Source organism: Coriobacteriaceae bacterium (genome assembly GCA_025992705.1).
Taxonomy (GTDB): domain Bacteria; phylum Actinomycetota; class Coriobacteriia; order Coriobacteriales; family QAMH01; genus QAMH01.
This window is the reverse complement of the sequence record DAJPGJ010000001.1, coordinates 1,423,849-1,443,379: the sequence shown is the minus strand read 5'-3', so window position 1 is coordinate 1,443,379 and position 19,531 is coordinate 1,423,849. Positions and strand designations below refer to the sequence as shown.

Annotated in this window: 11 protein-coding genes; 9 read left to right on the top strand and 2 right to left on the bottom strand. The window is 59.7% G+C overall.

Going from position 1 to position 19,531, the window contains the following annotated elements; translation table 11 throughout:
• The first annotated feature begins 3 nt into the window (after positions 1–3).
• Genes OIM11_06465 through OIM11_06445 form a run of 5 tightly spaced genes read left to right on the top strand, consistent with a single transcriptional unit; the run spans position 4 to position 6,042 of the window.
• On the top strand, positions 4–1,245 hold the full coding sequence (locus OIM11_06465; protein ID HJJ00769.1) for an iron ABC transporter permease: 1,242 nt from the start codon (positions 4–6) through the stop codon (positions 1,243–1,245).
• Positions 1,232–2,626, top strand: a complete 1,395-nt coding sequence (locus tag OIM11_06460) for an iron ABC transporter permease (GenBank protein HJJ00768.1) — start codon at positions 1,232–1,234, stop codon at positions 2,624–2,626. The genes OIM11_06465 and OIM11_06460 overlap by 14 nt, the downstream gene beginning before the upstream one ends.
• Entirely contained in the window at positions 2,623–3,423 is an 801-nt protein-coding gene (locus tag OIM11_06455; protein HJJ00767.1) for an ABC transporter ATP-binding protein, read from the top strand. Before OIM11_06460 ends, OIM11_06455 begins: the two co-directional genes overlap by 4 nt.
• Positions 3,416–4,660 carry a DUF58 domain-containing protein gene (locus OIM11_06450; GenBank protein HJJ00766.1) on the top strand — a complete coding sequence of 415 codons (1,245 nt, stop codon included), beginning with the start codon at positions 3,416–3,418 and terminating at the stop codon, positions 4,658–4,660. Before OIM11_06455 ends, OIM11_06450 begins: the two co-directional genes overlap by 8 nt.
• Positions 4,657–6,042, top strand: coding sequence for a hypothetical protein (locus tag OIM11_06445; GenBank protein HJJ00765.1), 1,386 nt, complete (start codon positions 4,657–4,659; stop codon positions 6,040–6,042). Before OIM11_06450 ends, OIM11_06445 begins: the two co-directional genes overlap by 4 nt.
• On the opposite strand, the gene OIM11_06440 is transcribed toward OIM11_06445, so the two are convergent.
• The gene (locus OIM11_06440; protein ID HJJ00764.1) at positions 6,039–6,998 is read right to left on the bottom strand and encodes a MoxR family ATPase; all 960 of its coding nucleotides are present in this window, start codon (positions 6,996–6,998) and stop codon (positions 6,039–6,041) included. The genes OIM11_06445 and OIM11_06440 overlap by 4 nt on opposite strands.
• Before the next feature lie 191 nt (positions 6,999–7,189).
• Between OIM11_06440 and OIM11_06435 the strand changes: the two genes are divergently transcribed.
• On the top strand, positions 7,190–8,548 hold the full coding sequence (locus OIM11_06435) for a molybdopterin-binding protein (protein HJJ00763.1): 1,359 nt from the start codon (positions 7,190–7,192) through the stop codon (positions 8,546–8,548).
• On the opposite strand, the gene OIM11_06430 is transcribed toward OIM11_06435, so the two are convergent.
• Positions 8,527–9,108, bottom strand: coding sequence for a hypothetical protein (locus tag OIM11_06430; GenBank protein ID HJJ00762.1), 582 nt, complete (start codon positions 9,106–9,108; stop codon positions 8,527–8,529). The genes OIM11_06435 and OIM11_06430 overlap by 22 nt on opposite strands.
• Positions 9,109–9,755: 647 nt before the next feature.
• On the opposite strand from OIM11_06430, the gene OIM11_06425 reads away from it, so the two are divergent.
• The 3 genes from OIM11_06425 to OIM11_06415 all read left to right on the top strand — a co-directional run bounded on the left by OIM11_06425 (position 9,756) and on the right by OIM11_06415 (position 19,416).
• Positions 9,756–14,849, top strand: coding sequence for a DUF5979 domain-containing protein (locus tag OIM11_06425; GenBank protein HJJ00761.1), 5,094 nt, complete (start codon positions 9,756–9,758; stop codon positions 14,847–14,849).
• Between the two features lie 153 nt (positions 14,850–15,002).
• The gene (locus OIM11_06420; protein HJJ00760.1) at positions 15,003–17,474 is read left to right on the top strand and encodes a YhgE/Pip domain-containing protein; all 2,472 of its coding nucleotides are present in this window, start codon (positions 15,003–15,005) and stop codon (positions 17,472–17,474) included.
• Entirely contained in the window at positions 17,467–19,416 is a 1,950-nt protein-coding gene (locus OIM11_06415) for a YhgE/Pip domain-containing protein (GenBank protein HJJ00759.1), read from the top strand. Before OIM11_06420 ends, OIM11_06415 begins: the two co-directional genes overlap by 8 nt.
• Positions 19,417–19,531: the final 115 nt, after the last annotated feature.

Sequence of the window (19,531 nt, the reverse complement as noted above, 5' to 3'; positions counted from 1 at the left end):
GATATGCCAAGGGAGCGTTCCATCGAGGTCCTGATCGAGGAGCACGAGGAAGTGTCCCTGAGGAAGGGCTCGGAGCGAGCGCTTGACCGGAGGCTGCGCATCATCCTCATCCTCATCGCGGTCACGGTGGTCGTGTTCGTCGTCGGCCTCGTCATCCCCAAGAACCTGTTCAACGAGACGCTGCACACGACGAACTACAACGACGGCTACACGCTCGCGTGGTTCATCCGCGATCTGAGCGAGAACGTGAACGGGTTGTTTGCCATGCTCATGGGTAACGTAACCGCGGGGAACAGGACGATCAACCTCGCGACGACCTATGGGGTCATCATCTTGTGCGGTGCCGGCTTGGCGCTCTGTGGTGCCGTGTACCAGGGGACCTTCCGCAACGCCCTCGTCTCGCCCTCCACTTTGGGCGTCATGAGCGGTGCGGGTCTGGGCATGGCGCTTTGGGTCGTCTTCTTCTATGACGCGAGCCAGTCCCACGGCCTGTGGTTCGAGTCGGAGAGCCTCCAGACGGTGACCGATCCCCTCATGTCGCTCTGGAACTCCTATGGCCTGGCCCTCTGCAGCTTCGTGGGTTGCGCCATCGTGGTCGGTCTTGTCATGCTCGTGATCGGTACGGTGGGACGTGGTTCCACTTCCGGTCTCATGATGATCATCGTGGGCCAGGTGATCGGTTCCATCATGGGCGCGGTGTCGTCCACCATCCGCTATTACTACATCGTCGTCGACCCCGAAGGCCCTCAGGCCGACATGATGATGCAGCTCCAGATATCGTCGTTTTACCGCTCCTATTCCATCATCGACCTACTCGCCGTCGGCGTTCCCGTCCTCATCATGTTTCTTGTCGTCATGCACTACAGAAGCCAGCTCACCCTGCTCGCCTTCTCGGAAGGCGAGGCGCGGGCCATGGGTGTTGAGACGCGGCGCATGCGCTTCGTCATCATCGCCCTGGCAACGCTCGTGACGGCCCTCATCGTCTCGTTCTGCGGTCGCGTGGGCTTTGTCGGGTTCATGGTCCCGCACCTCGCACGCAGACTCGTGGGCCCTAACTTCACCTATCTCATGCCGCTTTCCATGGTGGGCGGCGGCGTGTTCGTTCTCGTGTCCTACGTGCTCGTCACGATGTTTCTGGGTGACGGCTACGCAACCATGTCGGGCATGTTCATTTCCATTGGAGGCGCCATCGTCTTCCTTGTCACGGCCATCCGCGGGGTGGGGAGCAAACGTGGCGCGTTCTGAGGACAAGGTGACGATGCCCGAGGGCAAGCACAGCAGGGCAAGCATCGCGCGCGCCAAGGCCGAAAGGGCCGCGGCGGCCGACGAGGCCAAGGCAGCGACCGACGATGCGAAGACCGGCCAGACCAATCGTCCGCTCAAGGTCACGTCGCTCGCGCGCATTCGCAGCGGGTCCTTCGTGTCGGTGCGGACCGGCGGCTCCCTTGGCGTCATCCGGCAAGTCGGCCTCAAGCAGACCAACGCCCAGTATCGCAAGGAACGCCGTGACCTTACCCGCAAGGTCGTCGCCTCCATGGTGATACTCGCGCTCCTGACCTTCCTGTCTTTGGGAATCATGGGCGCTCAGGGGCATTACTACGTAGGCGCCCACGAATACGGCTTCTACAATCCCGGCGAGGTCTTGCGCGTGCTCTTCTACCATGCCAAGAACTTCGTCGCCGAGGCGACGCATTTCATCGCCCCCGATAGCAACCAATGGCTCACCGACAACGTCGCGGGTTACTGGGCCATACCCGAGCGCGCCGCCGTGCTGGCCGTCACCATGATCTGCGGCATGCTCCTGTCCATATCGGGCATGCTCTACCAGAGCGTCTTTCGCAATCCCATTGCCGGCCCCGGTCTTCTGGGCGTGTCGACCGGCACGGGATTCGGCGTCATGGTCCTCGTCTTGGTCTACGGCTCGGCGGCGCCGCTCATGATCGGGCAACGCTACCTGCTCTGCTATGGATTTGGCATCATCATCCTCGTCTTCGTCCTGCTCATCGCCAAGAAGATGTCCGGTCCCGCGAAAAGCCTCGATGTCGTCAGCATGCTTCTCATAGGTTCCATCATGAGCCAGCTCTTTGGCTTGGTCATTAGCTACGTGACCTTGTTCGTCATGGACGAGTCGGCCTATCAGACCTACTTCACCATCTCGGAGATGCTCGTCGTGGACACCTCACCGCTTTCGTGGGCCTGTCTCGGCATCGCGACCGTTGCCACGATCGTCCCCGTCTACCTCCTACGCCATCATCTCAACGCCCTTCCCTTCGACGAAGACGAGATCAAGCTCTGGGGGCTCAACTACTCCCGCCTGAGGTCGGTGGCCCTCATTTGCGGTGCCATCATGGTCTTGGCGGCGCAGATACACACCGGAGCCGTCGGGCTGGTGACGCTCATCATCCCGTTCCTCACGCGCAGGTGGTTTGGGTGCTCGTTTGCCCACCAGTTTGCCGGCAACTTCTGCATCGGCACCATCTTCCTGGTCGTATGCCGTGACGTTGCCGACCTCATACCCTTTGTCGGTGATGGTATCGCCATCGGCAATGTCGTGAGCATCGTCGCGCTTCCCATCTTTCTCTTGGTCGTGGCGCTGCAGCAAAGACGCATGGAGGACGAGTTATGAAACTAGTCGTGAGGGATGCTGCCATAGGGTATCCGCGCATGGATCCTCTCCAGACGCGGGTGAACCTCTCCGTGGCGGGAGGGGAGGTCTGCTGCGTGCTCGGGCCCAACGGCTGCGGAAAATCGACGCTCATCAAGACCATACTCGGTCTCAATCCGCTCAAGGCCGGGTCGATTCTCTTCGATGGCGAGGACATGACCCGCTGGGATGCCAAGAAGCTCTCCCAGAGCGTGGCCTATGTCGCCCAGAACCATCAGCAGCCCTTTCCGTTCCTCGTCAAGGAAGTGGTCATGCTCGGGCGGTCGGGCAAGGTACGCGCCCTGGGAGGACAACCGTCGCGCAAGGACAAGAACATCGTCGAGAACGCGATGGAGGAGATGGGCATCCGCCATCTGAGGGATGTTCCCTACGTCGACATCTCCGGAGGCGAGCTCCAGCTCGTCATGTTCGCGCGTGCCCTTGCCCAGGAGCCCGCCATGCTCATTCTCGACGAGCCCACGGCGGCGCTCGACTACGGCAACGCCGTGCGCGTCATCGAGAAGATCAGGCAACTCGCGTCATCGGGTTACGGCGTCATGATGGTCACGCACAATCCCGACCATGCGTTCATGACCAAGGCCAACGTCGCGCTGTTCATGAGGAAAAAGCCCATGGTCTTCGGGAACGCCTACGACGTGATCACGCGTGGCAACATCTCGGATGCCTATGGCGTCAACGTGAAGCTCGTGGAGTTCACGCACGACAACCAGGAGATCATGCGCACCTGCGCTCCCGAGTTTGGTGGTGACCTTGCTTAGGCGCAAGATCATCAAGGTCGCCGTCTGCGTCCTCGTTCTCGCGGCCTGCCTGTTCATGGCGCTCGTCATCGGTGACGACGAGCATCACGCGACGGCGCTGGGATGGATGCCGCTGTTCAGCGTCATCGTCCTCATCGCGCTTGCGTTTGCCTACGTCTCCGTTGCCCAGCGCTCCCTCAGGTTCTACGAGATGGCGGATACCACCTACTGCACGCGTGAAGATAGCGTTCCGTTCTCCGTCGAGTTCGAGAACCGCAGCCTGCTCGTCTTGCTCAACGTCTCGATCGAACTGTTCGTCTCTGATGTCAACGGCGATGTTGCCCAGACGAGCACGACATCGCTCACCTTGGGCCCCCATGCCAAATGCGAGGTTCCCTTCAATGTCCCCCTCGAACACGTGGGCATGTTCCAGGCCGGCTTGAGGCGCATTGTCATCACGGACTTCCTCGGGCTCTTCGAACGCAAGACGGTGGTCGAGAAGACCACCCACATTTGCGTCATGCCCAGGGTTCCCAAGCTCGGTTCCCTCGAGTTTTCCGACGATTCCGAGGTCGAGAACTTCAAGATGCTCAAGACGGCGCTTGCCGACTCTCTCGACTACGCCTACGTGAGGGATTACGAGCCCGGAGACCCTCTCAAGACCATTCACTGGAAGCTCTCGGCGCGATCCGGGCAATACCTGACGCGCCTCTTCGAGAAGACGATCAGTCCGGGCGTGATCGTGGTCATGGATTTCCACGTTTCCGGTCAGGATGTCGACGAGTCCATGGAGCTGAGGGACGCGGTGATCGAAAGCGCGCTCTGCGTTGCGGACTACGCCCGTTCCAAGGGGCTGGACACCGAGATTTGCTATACCAACCGCTTTGGCGAGAGGCGAAACCTGGGAGCTTGGGACGAGGCGGCGCTGCTCAACCTCGTGGCCGAGATGCCCCAGGCTACTGGTGACGAACTCGTAAAGCAGCAGACGATCGAGCATGTCCAGCAGATTGCCCTCAACAGGCAGGCGCAGAACAATGTCGTCGTATGCACGGCAAACGTGGGCGCTGACATGGTGGGAACCGTCATCATGGCGAGGCAATCGCGCAAGAACCCGTTCATGGTGTGCGCCGTGCCCCATCGTCTCGTGGATCGCGATCTCGAGCGCCATGTCGCGCAGCTCGGCGCTCTCGATGATTATCGCATCGGCTACCAGGTCATCTCGGCATCGGATGATTTGCAGGGACGTGATCTCTCATGAGCGAGCAGTTCAAACGCTTCGCGAAGTCGAGCGCCCTGGACTTTCTCATGACGCTGGTCCTTGCGCTTGCCCTGGGCTATGCCGTGCTGTCCGGCTTCGAGTCCACTCTCGTCATGCGCACGAACGTCGGGCTCATGGCTCTGGTCACCGGCGGCCTGCTGCTCATCCTCTATGCCGGCGGCTGGTCGCGAGGAGCCCGTGCCGTCTCCATCGTGGGCGCGATCGTCTACGCCGTTGCCGCCATGGCCGTCGCGCTCTTTCTCACCGCGCCCGAGGCGTTGCCCTTTGCTGACGGCACCGTCAACGACGTCGAGGGCAACCATGCCATCTTCGTCATGGTGCTGATCGTGGTGGGACTCTTGGTCTACCTTCTGTCGCGCTCCCGCGCAGGCGCTCTGGTGCTGGCGTTTCTGTCCGTGTTCAGCTGCGGTGTCGTCCAATACCTCTTTCCCGAGTGGATATCGGAGGAAGGCGGATTCATTGTCTTCGTGACATGTCTCGTTGTCTCGGTCATGCTCGTCATATACCGCCGTTACGTGATAGGGGTCACCAAGACGGACCACCATGCGCGTCTCGCCTTTGCCCAGACCTTTGCGCTTGGCCTGGGGGTCTGCGCCATCACGGCGGGTATCGCGGCGGCGCTGTTTGCCCTGATCATCATGCCCCTCAATCTCCAGACGCCCGTGCTCAAGCCCTTCGAGCATCGCATCATACCGCCTGTCGTCGATTACACGGGCGCCTATGACGAGTACCTGGTCGAGAACCCGGACGTTTTCACGGGTCTGCTCAACGAAAAGGAGGATGCGACGAGCCAGAACGCGAGCGGTGGCTCCGTTCCCGACGAGGAGCAGACCGAGACGAACTCCAGTCCGCTCATGCGATTCCTGCAGAGCATGACGATCTTCAGCGAGGACGACTGGACCGAATCGTTCGATTCCGTCAGTTACGACCGGCTGCAAGTTGGCATTCCGATAGCCCTCGTGCTCGTCATCGTGGCATTGCTTGTCTTGGTGATCCTTCGAATGCGCCGGCGCGATGTCAGGCTCAAGAGATTGCGGGAGAAGCCCTATGCCGAGCGCGTGGTCTTTCTCTACGATTTCCTCCTGTCGCGTCTCAAGCGCCTGAAGCTCGGCAAACCCGAGACATCGACGCCGCTGGAGTTCGCCTTTGACTCCAGGAAGAAGCTCGTGCCGTTCACGCGGAAGACGGGCAAGGTGGACCTGGTCGAGGTGACGTTGATCTACCAGCGGGCGGTCTATGGCGCCGAGGAGATCTCGGCCGAGGATTACGCGAAGGTCGAGCGATACTATCGCGCGTTTTTCAATAACGCCCACCGCTACATGGGCACCCCGCGCTGGTTGGTGCAGTTCTGGCGTATCTAGGATGCCGCGGGCATGGGCACTGCGACGGAGTCGATGATACCCTCGATTACGTCACGCGGCTCGATTCCGTGTATGCGGGCTTCGTTGGCAAGCGCGATACGGTGCCCGAGCACGTACGGCGCAAGGTACTTGATGTCGTCGGGCATGACGTAGGTACGACCGCGCATGAGTGCGTTGCTCCTTGCCATGGCGATGAGCGCTATGGAGCCGCGGGGCGAAGCGCCGATTGCGCAATCCTTTGCGCTTCTGGTGGCGGTTGCTATCTGCACGGCATAGCGCGCGATGGACCTGTCGACCTCGACCTGCTCGGCGGCTTCCCTGAGCGCGAGAATCGTCTGCTTCGTGGCGACGGGCTTGATGGCGGCCTTCGCCGCCTTTGTCTTGAGAACGACATCGACCTCCTCATCGACGAGAGGATATCCCACGGAGAGCTTGACGATGAAGCGATCGAGCTGGGCTTCGGGCAGGGGATAGGTACCGTATTGCTCGATGGGGTTCTGCGTTGCCAACACCATGAAGGGCTCTTCGAGGTCATAGGTGTTGTTGTCGACCGTGACCTGGCGCTCTTCCATGGCCTCGAGCAATGCCGATTGCGTCTTCGCGCTTGCGCGGTTGATCTCGTCGACGAGCACGAGATTGTTCATGACGCCGCCGGGCCTGAATTCGAAATCGTGCGTCTTCTGGTTGTAGATGGAGAAGCCCGTGACATCGGAAGGCATGATATCGGGCGTGAACTGGATGCGCGAAAACCCGCAGTCGATTGATTTGGCAAGCGCCGAGGCAAGGGAGGTCTTTCCCGTGCCGGGGAGGTCTTCGAGTAGCACGTGACCCTGTGCGATGAGTGCCATGATGACAAGTTCGACGACCTCGTGTTTTCCGACAATGATGGATTCGACGTTGTCCGCCAACCTCTCGAGGATGGCTGCCGCGTCATCCGCCGCCTGTCTACTCAGCATGCGAAAGAGTCCTTCCAGTGAATCAATATCTGTTTCTCATAAAAAACTATACTATGATAAGTCTATTCTACTAGAAGGACAATTTTGTGTGAGAAGTCCGTACCATGACCGGCAGACGAACGAATTTCGCGGCAAGAGGAGACGTCGCGATTGATTCGAATCGTCTGAGATAAAAGGAAAAGGGTAACGTCATGAGAGATCATTCCAAGCACATCCAGCTGAGCCGCGATGAGGCCATTGCCGAGATGCTCGATAGACTACGTGCAGGAGCCTTCGCCGAGGCAGGGCCTGCTTCCTGCGAGCGCGTGGCTCTGGGCGATTCGTTTGGTCGCGTGTTGGCCGAAGACATCTATGCCAAGACCGACATCCCGAACGTCCTCACCTGCTGCATGGACTCGGTGGCGCTGCACTGGGATGACTTCGCGGACCTGGACGAAGGCGAGATTCCCGATACTTCCACATGGGTGCGTGGCGTTGACTGGCAGTTTGCCAACACGGGCATTGCCATGCCGCAAGGCTTCGACACCGCGATTGTCATCGAACACGTCGAGGTATCCGATGATGAGCAGCACATCAAGATCCTTGCCGCGCCTTCCGAGCGGTACGCTGGCACACGCCAGCCAGGCGCAAAAGCAAAGCGCGGTGACTTGTGCCTTCCGGCCGGCCTTGTCATCGATGCCGATTATGCCGCCACGATCTCGAGTTCCGGTTATTCGAGCGTGCTCGTCGTCAAGAAACCCCGTGTCTCCTTTCTCCCCACCGGCAACGAGCTCGTTCCGGCCAACCTGCCGTTCTCCGAGACTCACCCAGACTTCTATGCCGGTTACGGTCATGTCTTCGAATCGAACAGCATTCTCACGCGGGGTCTTGTCGAGAATTGGGGTGGCACCTATTCCCTGTTCGACATCGTCCCTGATGAGTACGAGACCATCAAGGCGACTCTTCTCGAGGCGGTTGCCACTTCGGATATCGTCGTCCTCAACGCAGGATCGTCCAAAGGCTCTGATGATTGGTCAGTCGAAGTGCTCGACGAAATCGGGGAGATGGTCTATCACCAGGTAAGTCATGGTCCTGGCCATCACAGTTTCGCCGCCATCGTCGAGGGCACGCCGGTCATCGGCATCTCGGGTCCTCCGGGTGGAGCGTTCCAGACGCTCGGTTTTTACCTGTACCCCGTCATGTGCGCGTGGTTCGGGCTTGATACGTCCTTGAAGACGGTGACTGCCCGGCTCAAAGGGGATTTCGGCCCCAACAAGTTCGCCAAGAAAGCGCAGGAGAAGAAGCTGTCCGGCGAGCAGCGTCCGCCCGAAGCGACCAAGTCCGGCTCCACGTTCCAGTCGATCCGCAATGTCATCCTCGAGGATGTCGATGGCGCGCTGGAGGCGACCCCGTTGCCAGGGCATGGAGGAGGAAAGGTACCTGGGTATCGGGGAGTCTACATGCTTGGCTCGGGTCCAGATGATGTGCCGCCCAAGGAAGGGGACATGATCGAAGTCGAGATCCGTCCGCAGGATTATGACCTGGCGGCTTACTTCAAGATCAAAGGATAGGAATCGGTTTCAACGTTTAGGTCGAGCACGCGTACGTCTTTCCAGACGGGCTCGAAGCGCTCGATGGCGAGTGGTACGAGGTCAGGTCGGACTATGATGACGACCTTGGGCTCTTTGGCAGCGACAGCCGGGTTTTCGAGAATCCGCAGCGCCGACGTAAATCCGGCATTGCGGATGAGCTCGAGCGAGCCGAATTCGTCAACGACGATGATGTCATCGGAATCAAAACCATCGGATTCGAGCGCGTCAAAGTGGTCATTGACCCTCTGGATGGAATCATCGTAGATACGCCATCCGAGCTTTGCGGCGTCGGCTTGCCTGCTTTTTCCATGGGCTTCGTCATCGAGCTCTCGTTTGGAGGCAAACGGCATCTCCACATCGTCAGGAAGAAGGTGGGAACTGATGCCAATCTTGTCGAAGCCGCCGTCGCCATCTGGCACCCATATGCCGGGGGAGAGGACTCCCTTTACCACGTATCCCTTGCCTCGGGCGTCTTCAACGAAGCGCTGCAACCAGCGGGTTTTGCCTGTCTGTATCTGGCCGGTGAGTATGACGAGCATGGTTCATCCCATCCGAGTGCGTATTGCCGCAGCTTTGCGGCAATGTCGTGCATATTTATACTTTGATAAACATAATACACGAGCAAGCGATTTTTAGCTTGCTGAGCAAAATGTCGAGAGCCGCGCGCAGAAACCGCGCAAGTCTAGGACTTGTTTCCCTTACGGATTCTTAAGGGCCTAGACTTCCAACGTTTTTGCGCACGTTGTGCTTGTCAGTGGCAGTGTGTGCGCGCTTTTGCCGCAAGTCTAGGATTCGCCCCAGGCCTGCATCCTAGACTTCCGCGGTTTTTGCGTATCGTGCGCGACAAATATGGAAAGTTCAAACGTATTTCCCATATCGATATATAAAATAGACGCAATAACCAGATAAGATGTCTAATGCAACATACAGCAGTTTATCAAGAATTCCGCGATTCCAGAGGCCTTCCATTTGTTACAAGGCACGGTTTTTTATATACCCATATATGGGACAGTGATAAAATCCAGAACGAACAATGAAGCAGTGCGTCCTCACTGACGATTCAACCCTTCATATGGTATGCGAAGGGGAGGGGATTCAAATGAACATGCCGATACCTCGAAATAGAAACCCGAAACGCAGAAGAGGTGTTGGTCGTTCGCTTTGTTCGGCTTTCATAGCCACGACGATGTCCGTCGTTCTGGCATTGTCGAGCGTCGGCGGCGGCGCCCTCTCGGCCTTCGCCACGACCATCTCCAACGATTCCGCTAGCCAACAAGGTGCCGAGCCCAATGCCGTCCCCGGCCATCTTGCCGCTGTCGTCTCGGTGGGAGCGCAGATCTACCAGCAACGCGAAGCCGAGGAAGCCGCCCGTGCCGCAGCCGAGGAGCAAGCACGTCAAGAGGCGGCCGCTCGCGCTGCCGAGCAACGCGCTGCTCAGGAGCGTGCCGCTCGTGCCGCCGCCCAGAGGGCCTACGAGGCGGAGCAGGCAGCTGCTCAGGCTGCCGCGCAACCCGTCACCGAGACGATTGAACCCGCAGCTGAGGGCGCGGATGCATCACAGGCTCCCGTTCAGATTGCACCGGCTGAGATGGGCGAAGGTGCCGGCAATCAGGACGGACAGGCGTCGGGTAATCAGGATGCTACCGGTCCCTCGACCGAGCCTCAGGCCAGCCCCGACGAGCTCGAGGGCCATGTGGTCTCTGGTCTCAACCCCGAGAACACCACCGTTAACCTCTTCAACTACAGCGCGACGGGCTATGACGAGACGACGGGCGCGGAAAAGCCCGATGCCAATCCGGCCAATGGCGATATCAACGGGAATACGGGATCTGCTTCCCCCGCGATTAACTACCAGACTTGGCTCAACAATCCGGATAGCATCAACTACGGCCACATGCTCACCTTTGGCGATGGCATGCGCCATCTGGGCTATTGGAATCAGGGCATCGTCCAATCCTACGGGGATATCGCCACGGAACGTCCCGGCATGCAGGGCATTGCGTCGCCCTGGCTCGACGATGCAGGCTTCCCTTCCATCAATGCCGGTACCTATTACATGGATGCGGATGGCAACGTCTATCTGACGCAAGGGGAGGCTCCGGAGGGCTCGACCCTCATCGATACCACCTTGGGCCCAAACGTCGATAATCCTGCCGTGGTCGGTGGTTATGGCAGCAACCCGGCGCTCTATTCCGAAGCCGTGCGTCACGTGGGTGCCGTCACTGCCGGATATGACGAGATGGTTTACTTCAACGCAGGACCGGATTGGTCGACAAGCGGCAACGGAACAGTTGGCAACCCCAGGTTTGATCCCGTCAAAGCCGAGAACATCGCCAAGGCGGTGCTTGCCCGCGTGCAGAATCCCGGCTTGCCGAGTACGAATAACGGCGAGGGCGGCACCTACAACATGACGGCCGACCAGCTCTCGTTGCGCTACCTCTTCGATCCCAGCGTCACCCATAACGGCAAACAGTCCTATACGGACGTGACCGGCCTGTTCCAAATCGATAACGAGGGTTACTTCTACTACAACATGCGCAAGAACTTCGCGGAGTTCGTGGCCGACAAGCAAGGCAGCAGTGATGGTCACTTCGTGCTCTATGATGCTCCGGGTGGCCTGCGTACCGATGCCGAGAACAGCGTCGGGAGCTTCTTTCCCTTCAACAAGGCCACCGAGGTCTTCAACGTCGAAGATGGCAAGCTCGTCAACCAGCTACGCGCTGATAATAACTACGGCACGGGCAATACGGGACCCCTGGCCGACCACCACCTTGGCATGACCGTCGAGACGCAGTTCCGCCAGCCCATCGATGGTAAGGTTGCCGGCAAGGACATGAACTTCGAGTTTCTGGGAGACGACGACGTCTGGGTCTTCGTCGATGACGTGCTTGTCCTCGACCTGGGTGGCATCCACTCCGAGATCTACGGCACCATCAACTTCGCCACCGGCGAGGTCAATCTCGGCACCGCCTTCAACAGCAATGGCGAGATCTACCAGACCGACGCCAACGGCAACATCATCTACGATGCCGATGGCAATCCCACATACATTACCGAGCCCGTCATCAAGACGACCATCAAGCACATGTTCGAGAAGGCCGGTCTCGCCGATTCGACGCAGTGGAACGGCAACACCTTCGCGTCGAGCACCTCGCATACGCTCAAGATGTTCTACCTCGAGCGCGGCAACTACGATTCCTCGCTCATGATGCGCTTCAACTTGCAGCCCGCCCTGTACCAGCAGATCAAGAAGGTCGACCAAAACGGCAAGCCCCTCCAAAACGCCGAGTTCGAGCTCTACCAGGTCGACACGCCCGCCGGCGTCACGCTGGGCAACGTCGCCGACGTGCAACTGGACGACGTGCAGCCCGTGGGCGCGCCCCTTGCCAAGCTCGTGACCGACGCAAACGGCGAGGCGCGCTTCATGAGCACCGCGCTTTCCATCGATGGCCAGCTGCAGCCCTTCAACTTCTCCGATCGCTACAACGCCGACACGAATGCCGGTCTGCTCTACATCCTGCGCGAGACCAAGGCACCCGATGGCTACAAGCCCTTGTCGAGCGACCTGTTGCTGCGCTTCGATCCCACCAATACCATGCTGGCGGTCAACAATCGCTATCAGGCAGGCTCATACGCAAGCTTCAACAGCTACGTCAACGGCATCACGGGCTCCGTCTACTACGGCCAGATCGGCGAGGACGGCGGTCTGGTGACGCGCATACCGGGTACGGACCCGGTACCCGCGAGTGTTCAGGAAAACGGTCTCGTGGTGGCGGTTCCCATGCTGAAGAAGGCGAAAGACGCCTCTGGGCTCACATGGCTTCCGCTCATCGGGGACAATCTGACGGGTTTCACCACGCTGGGCAACACCAATAACCTGGACCTTACCGATCCCGCCCTGTTCCGCCTCGTGATGCGCGGCCTGACCTTGGGTGCGGCGTTGCAACAGGCGGCGCTCTACGCAGATGGCACGGGAGAGGGATGGCACCTGAGTTGGGATGACGAATACCAGCGTCTGACGGGAACCTTGCACGACCTGCCTGGTCGAGCCGACCGCTACATGCATGTCAACCCCAACGGCGACATGCGCATGTTCTATGGAATCATCGCCCAGGAGGCCCTGGCCAGGGCACTTGGCGTGTCCGAGGACGACGTCGCGGCCATGACGGGTGACGAGAGATACAACCGCCTGGGTGCCGTTGCCCTTGACGCCATCAAGCGCGGTGGTTTCACCGGCACGGAATTCAAGAACCTGGTCAATAACGCTATCGGCGTGGGGACGTCCGGCTCCACCCACGACCAGCGCGGCTACACGCCCCTTGACGCCCGCGAGTTCGTACGCAACTTCCGTTCGGTGCTCTACATCCCCAACGAGCAGCGTCAGTTGCGCGTCATGAAGATCGACCAGAACGGCACGCCAATCAACGGGGTGCAGTTCGCGCTGTATAACAGCGAGGCCAAGGCAGCGGCCGGTGGGAGTGACTATGCAGCTAGTGGCTATACCGCCACGGTCAACGGCAAGGACGGTATGCTGATCTTCGAACCCCATCAAAGCCATGACACGGGCTCGGGTGGGATGCTTCCCGGCTATGCGGACATGGCCTGGCCCTTCAGCGACTTCTCCCAGGAGCATGCGGCGACATACTTCTTGAGGGAGATTTCGGCGCCTGCCGGCTACGAACTCAATCCCACGATCATTCCGGTCAAGGTCGGCGTCTACTCCATCTATGCCGATGCGGGCACTGCCGATGATGACGTGAGCGTCATGGCGGGTGTCGGCAAATTGACCCAGACCATGATTCAATACGCCTCCAACGGCGAGGTGAACATCACCTTGCGCGATATCACCGCGTTTGCCCAAACGCAGCCGTCGGGCAGCTTTGCGTTGAGAGGTTGGGTCGACGACACCCTTCAGGGGACGGATGGCGAGCCCGTCGTGCGCCAGATGAACCTCCACTACGGCAAGAACGCGGTCGTCGACTACGGTCTTTCCGATGCTGACGGCGGTGCGAACTACGAGCCCTTCTTCGTCACCGACGAGGGCTTTTTGCGTACGCGCGTCCAGCAAAACCTCCATGCACACGATGACCCGACCGACCCCGATTATTCTGATGCCAATGCCGACAATCTGGGCGATCTGGACATCACGGGCCTCTTCAGCCTCATCAACACGGTCGTCGTGACCGATAGAAGCAAGATCGTGGTCGACGATGGCGAGCTCATGATTCGCAAGGCCATCGCTGGAGAGGGACTTGCGGAGGCGGATTATCTCAAACCCTATCACTTCAAGGTCGAGTTCCTCGACGAGCAGGGGAATGCCCTGGCGGCATCCTATCCCTTCTACGGCACCGACCGCTCCGGCTCGCTGCGCAGCGGTGATGTGCTGCTGCTTCATCATGACGAGGCGGTGGTCATCCAGGGCCTGCCCATCGGCAGCCGCTACGTGGTGACCGAGCTCGATGCCAACGAGGGCGGCTTCTTCTGCACGATCACCGACGAGAATGGCGTGACGATCGAGGCCAGCGTAGCGCAGGGTGTCGTCAAGAGCGCGCAGCAGCAGATGCTTGCCTCGTTCCTCAACACGCGCACCGACCCCCAGCTCGGAAACCTGCTCATCCGCAAGACGGTCACGGGTGAGGGCCTTCCCGCAGAGGCATTGCAACGCAGCTTCAATTTCAAGGTCGAGCTTTTCAATGCGGCGGGGAATGTCCTTACCGGACGCTATGCGGTGAGCAATATCGATGGTATCGAATACATCGAGAGTGGCGACGTGTTGCCGCTGCGTCATGGCCAGACGGCGCTCATCTTGTACCTGCCTGCGGGCAGCTACTATATCGTCACCGAGCTTGATGCCAACCAGGACGGCTTCACGGTTGCCCCGAGCGCCACGCAGGGTGGTCCCACGAGCGTTATCCGCGATGGCCAGACCTCTGAGGTCTCCTTCGTGAACACCTTCGCAACGCCCGATGAACCCGATAACCCGGATAATCCGGACAACCCCGATAATCCAGATGTCCCCGATAACCCGGACAATCCCGATAACCCGGACGTTCCCGACAACCCCGACGAGCCCGACACGCCGACTGTTCCCGATAAGCCGGCGGTGCCCGAGAATCCGCGCGTGCCCGTCGAGCTGACGCCGGTTTCCCATGAGATACCGTCAAGCCCGGCTCCGAAGACAGCCGATGATGGCATGGCTGGGTTGTTGCTGGCAAGCGCGTTTGCGGCACTTGCCCTCGCAGGCGCCTTCGCCTTGCGACGCACGCGTCGGGAAAGCTAGCGTCAAAAGGTGCCATGCGCGGTCAATCGCGCTGGCACCTTTTTTTGCCTGACGCATTCCCTTTCTGCGTCAATACTCTTTGTAGTATCATTTCTCCATACGCTATCGGCACAAATGCAGACGAAACGAGGTGAAGTGCCCGACGCGTAGGCCATGAAGAACGTATTCCGCGTACTCAAACGCGACATCTTGCGCCTGTTGAAGGTTCCTCCCGCGATGGTGGTTATCATCGCGCTGCTCGTCCTGCCGTCTCTTTATACCTGGTATAACGTGCTTGGATTCTGGGATCCCTACGAGAGCACGGGGCATTTGCACGTTTGCGTCGTGAACGAGGACGAGGGTGCCGACAGCGAGCTTACCGGCCATATCGACGTCGGTCAGATGATCGTCGACGAGCTGCATGGCAATGACCAACTCGACTGGCAGTTTGTCGGTTACGACGAGGCCATGGACCAGGTCAAGTCGGGGGAAAGCTACGCGGCCTTTATCATCCCCGCGGATTTCTCCGAAAAGCTTCTTACGCTCACGACCGGGCATTTCGAAAAGCCCGACATCGACTATTACGTGAACGAGAAGATTGGCCCAATCGCGCCCAAGATCACCGATGCCGGTGCCAACACGCTTGACGCGACGGTAAACGCAACCTTCGTCGAAACCGTGAGCCTCAAGGCAACCGAGGCACTCAATGCGGCGATAGAGAAGTCGGATGAGCGCGTCGATGGTGCCAAGTCGCTCGCCTCTGCCCGCGTGCAGGAGGCCAAGGACAAGCTCGAAGGTGCGGCATCCTCCATCGCGTCACTTGCCGAGCAGGCGCAGCAGGCCAAGGGACGGGCACAGGAGGCCAAATCCTCGCTTTCCATCGCACGCGACGCCATCGACAACGCCTCCGATGCCATGGATTCCGTATCGGACGTGGCTTCGACCCTGCAGGGCGATTACATGAGTTTTGCGGCCAATAGCGTTCCGCTCGTGACGGGCGCGATGAAGGACGCGGCCGATGCCTATGCCGAGGCAGCCCGCGTGATAGGCGAGCTGCCGGTACAGACTCCGGAGGCTCAAGAGCTGCTTGCTCGCCTGCGTGCATCGGCCGATGACGCGAATGCCAAGGCCGACCTCTATTCCCAGATACTGGCCGATGACATCGCCCCCGTGCTCGGCGAGAAGCTCGGCGCGCTTGCAGGCGCCACCTCGAAGGCGGCAGGATCCATTGCGGGTCAGAAGTTCATCATCGCACAGGCCGAAAATGTCATCGACGATATGGTTGCGATGCTCGATTCGGCAGCAGGTTCGCTCGATCAGACCCGCGCGCTCCTCGACGGGCTCGTTGGCGAAATCGACCGCGTGCATACCGACGCCCTGATGCTTGCGGGCTCGGACGCGCTCTCGAGTTTCATCGGCGAGGATGGTTTCGACGCGGAGAAGGTCGCCGAGTTCATCAGCGCGCCGACGCGTCTGGATACCGTGCAGCTCTATCCAGTCGACACCTACGGCGCGGCCATGGCACCGCTGTTCATGAACCTCACCTTCTGGATTGGTGCCTTCATGCTGATGGTGGTGCTGCGCCAGGAGGTCGATTCGAGTGGCATACGCAAGCTCACGCTTACGCAGCGTTATCTCGGGCGCTTCCTGCTCTACGCCATGCTCGTGATCTTGCAGGCCGTCGTCTGCTGTGCGGGCCTGCCCGTCATCGGCATGCACGTGGTCAACCTGCCGGCGCTGTTCTTCGCGTCAATCGTCGCAGCGCTGTCCTATCTCAGCATCATCTACGCGCTTTCGGTGACCCTGCAACATCTGGGCAAGGGCATCTGCATCGTCCTCGTCTTCGTGCAGATACCGGCCGCGACTGGTCTGTATCCCATCGAGATGACATCGCCGTTTTTCCAGGCGATCTACCCGCTGTTTCCGTTCACCTATGGCATCAACGCGATGCGTGAGGCCATTTGCGGCTTCTACGGGCTGCATTACTTGCGTGACATCTGCATTCTGTTGGGTTTCCTCGCCGTGTCCATGGCCTTCGGCATACTCGTGCGCCCTTGGCTCTCCAACGTCAACCGCCTGGTCGCACGTGAGATAAAGCAAAGTGGCATCTTCAACGGCGAGAGCGTCGAGGTGCCCATGCGACGCTTCCGCTTCTCGCAGGTGCTACGCGCGCTTGCCGATCGCGACGAGTATCGCAAGGCGCTCATTCGGCGTTACACTCGCTTCCAGCGGATATATCCGCGGCTCATACGCGGTGCTGTCATCGTCGGCATCGCCGTGCCCATCATTGTCCTCGTGCTGTTCTCGCTTGGCATGACGGGCAAGGTCGTGCTCCTCACGCTGTTCCTCGGATGGACCGCGTTCGTCTTCGTGTTCCTCATCGTGGTGGAGAGCCTGCGCTCGAGCTTCGAGCGTCAGATGCGTCTCGACAAGATGAGCGACGAGCAGCTACGCGAACTCTATCTGTCACGCAACCATCTCGAGCACGCCGATATCGTCCACGACGCGACCGATTCGCAGGTGTCGGACTCCGACGAGAGCGAAGACGAAGACGAAGACGAAGACGAAGACGAAGACGAAGACGAGTCTCCGTCGCAGCCGCAGGGCGGCAGGTACTCGGCATCGGGCGGTGATCGCGATGCATAACATATGGACCCTGTTTAAGAGCGACTTGCGACACCTCTTCGCCAATGTCGTGAGCATTATCATCACGATCGGTCTGGTCGTCATGCCGTCCATATTCGCGTGGTACAACCTGATCGCGTGCTGGGACGTCTTCGATAACACGGGCCATCTCACCGTCGCGGTTGCCAACGAGGACGAGGGCTACGAAAGCGACCTCGTGCCGATACGCGTCAACGTGGGTGACATGCTCGTCTCGGAGCTGCGTGCCAACGACCAGATCGGCTGGCGTATCGTGAGCGAGGAGGAGGCGGTCGATGGCGCGAAAAGCGGCAAGTACTACGCCGCGGTCGTGATACCCAAGGATTTCAGTCGCGACATGCTGCGCTTCTACATGGACGATTCCGAACGCGCGCAGATCACCTACTACTCCAACGAGAAGAAGAACGCCATCTCGCCCAAGATCACGATGACCGGAGCTGATACTGTTTCGGAGAAGGTGAACACCGTCTTCGCGCAGTCCATCTCCGAGGTGATGCTCTCGGTCGCGGAATCCGTCTCGCGCTATGCCGATGACATGGACGTGCATGGGCAAGTCGCCGCTCTGGCAGAGCACGTCGACTCGATGTCGGGAGACATCAATCGCGTTGCCGATGTCGTGGGGATGTATGCCGGTACGTTGCAATCGGCACAAAGGCTGCTCGATTCGGGAGCCGAGCTCATACGCCAGGCCGAAGACGAGGTTCGCACCATGATGGGGACGGCAAGCGATGGCGCGGCCGAGCTGTCATCGGTGGCCGACAAGGTTGAGGACGCCAAGGGTAAGATGGATGCGGCCCTCTCCGATGCGCAGACGAGCTTCGATGCCCTGCGCCAGCAGTTCGCGAGCTCCGAGCTTACGCAGTTCGTTGATCTGGCGGTTCAGCAGCGCATCGACCAGATGATTGCCGATGCGCAGGCAAAGATTCAGGCCGTACGCGATGATTACGATGCGACACTCAAGCCCGACCTCGACCGGCTCGTCTCGGACGTACGCGGGCTGGGAGCCGATACATCCCAGGCTCTCGATGGCATGGCAGCTGCCGAGAGCGGTATCGCGGCGGCAACGGATTCGGCCCAGGGCATACTCGGTGATGCCGTCTCCCAGATAGCCTCGGTGGAGGGTGACCTGCGCTCCTCGGCTGACTCGCTACACGAACTCGCGACGAGTATCTCCGAGGCACTCGTGATGGGCGATCCGGCGGCATTGCAGGCCATACTCGGCGCAAACGCGGAAAGCATGGCACAGGCGTTGTCTGCGCCCGTGGGTATCGACCGCATCGCCGTGTTCCCATCCGAGAACTTCGGCTCGGCCATGGCACCGTTCTACACGACGCTTGCCATCTTCATTGGCTCCCTGCTCATACTCGTCGTCGTCAAGCCAAGCGTCTCGAATCGCGCGCAGGCAAACCTTCGCAATCCCAAGCCGCGCGAGATGCTGATCGGGCGCTTTCTCTCACTCGCGTGCATTTCGCTCGCGCAGACGACGCTCATCGGCATCGGCAACATCTTCTTTTTGCAGGTGCAGGTCGTGCATCCGTGGCTCCTGATGCTCGACCTATGGTTCTCAGGACTCGTCTTCACGTTCCTGATATACGTCCTCGTGCTCGCATTTGCCAATCTCGGAAAGGCCCTCACGATCTGTCTGCTCATCATGCAGATAACCGGCTGCGGGGGTTCGTATCCATTGCAGATTCTGCCCGATTTCGTGCAAAACGTGAGCCCGTTTTTGCCGGCAACGCACACGGTCGATGCCATGCGTGCGGCGATGTTCGGTATCTACAACGGGGACTTCTGGATTCAGCTTGGCGAGCTCGCGCTCTTTCTCATTCCGGCGGCGCTCATCGGCTTTGCGTTGCGCAAGCCCTTCGAGAAGTTCATGAAGTGGTACGTGCGCACCGTCGAATCCACGAAGATCATTGGCTAGGGCTTTAAGCAGGGGACGATGCATGCCAGAGCTCAGAAACCCATTCGCTCTGGTCATGCATCGCCCCTCTGCTGCGCATCCGTCTTCGTGGGTTCGACGGTGTCTGGGATGGAGG